Below are 1624 nucleotides of genomic sequence, written 5' to 3' on the forward strand. Positions count from 1 at the left end.
GCTCAAAAGGGCGATCAGAAGAGACAAAGTGCAGCAGTCTGGCGCCTGGTGATGTCCATGGGAGGAGTAGCATGGTCGTCCGGACATTGCCGCATTAGCCATGCGGCCCGGGCCTTGCGGCAGCCAGCGGCGACAATGAAAGCAGGTGTAAGCAGATAAGCGCGAGAACAGCCGGAAGCGTGAATGACGTGTCATGTCCCGGCGGTGTTACCCGCGTTGCGCCAGCCAACGGCCAGCATCACTGGCGACAGGCGGCCCTTGCGGGGCATCAAGCCATTTTCCTTATGACTGCAGGTGGAGTGAGCGTGCCTCTCGATATCTTGATCAAATTGCTGTCGTCCATCGAAGAGCCGTTGTGGATTCATGACCGCTTCGGCCAACTCGCCTGGACGTCGCCGCGCGCTCGACAGGAAGACAGGGTGCCGGAGCTGCCATCCCCGCTGCCCAAGCAGCCGGAGCCTTGTGGCATCAGCGGCCAGCCCGGTTTCTGGTTGATGGGCATCACCGGCGAGCTGGGAGAATGGCTGCTGGTGCAGAAGGCCAATCTGCCGTGGCGCATGGCGATCTTCGATGCCGAGTGTCTGGTGGCCAACACCTGTGGCTGGCAGGAGCTGTTCGGCACCGAGCGGCCGCGTCTCGAGCCGGTCAGCGAGCGGCGGGTTCGCCTCAAGGCGCCGTTCTCGGGGCTGGCGGAGGCCCGTGCGGCCGGGGTGGATGACAAGGTCTTGATCGCCCTGCGCCGCCTGCAGCCCATCAACCTGCTGTCGCGCGATCGCTTCAATGCCCAGATCGATGAACTGCTGCTGGAAGAAAGCGTCGACGGCAGCATCGATGGCGGCATCATCTACCTGTCGCTGACCCACCTGGAAATCATCAACTCGGCGCACGGTGCCGAGCGTATCGATCCGCTGCTGGAGCGGGTGGCAGAAGCCATGTCCCTGCAGTATCGCGACGCCCTGGTCTGCCGCCCGCTGGGCAATGCCTTCGCGCTGTTCTTCGTCGGGGATGAGGCCAGCCTGATCGCGCGTGCCAACGAGCTGTGCGAACGGCTGGTGATGCTGATGCGACTGGATGGCAAGGCCCTGCCGGTCACGGCGCGGGTCGGCATCAGTCTGGCGCCGCAGCACGCGCGGCGTGCCCATCGCCTGATGCATCTGGCCGAACTCGCCATGTTGCACGGGGAATACGATGACATCGATGTCTGCGGCCCCCTGCATGTGTTCTCGCCCGGCGCGCACATGCAGCACCTCAACGACTATCGCCTGACCAGTGACCTGCGCGAGCATCTCGAAGAGCTGGATCTCGCCTTCCAGCCCCAGTTCGACCTCGCCAGTGGCGAGGCCGTCGGCGTCGAGGTGCTGGTGCGCTGGGACCACCCCGAGCTCGGCACCATCGGGCCGGGTCGCTTCATCCCGCTGGCGGAGCAGTACGGCTTGATCGGCACCGTCGGCGCGCGGGTGATGGACACGGCCCTCTCGGCGACGCGTGATCTGGTGACGCCGAACGGCAAGCCGCTGTCGGTGGCGATCAATGTCTCTGCTCAGGAATTTCGTGACCCCGGCTTCCCCGAGCGCGTCTCGGAGGCTCTGGCGCGCCATGACTTCGCGCCGGAACGCCTGGAGCT

Annotated in this window: 1 protein-coding gene; it reads left to right on the forward strand. The window is 65.0% G+C overall.

The window, feature by feature from the left end; genetic code table 11:
* Positions 1-305: 305 nt before the first annotated feature.
* Positions 306-1624: EAL domain-containing protein (locus tag AC4FAH_RS08745; protein WP_490245911.1), on the forward strand; the 1319-nt coding region annotated here is incomplete at its 3' end.

It is taken from the genome of Cobetia sp., assembly GCF_983723665.1.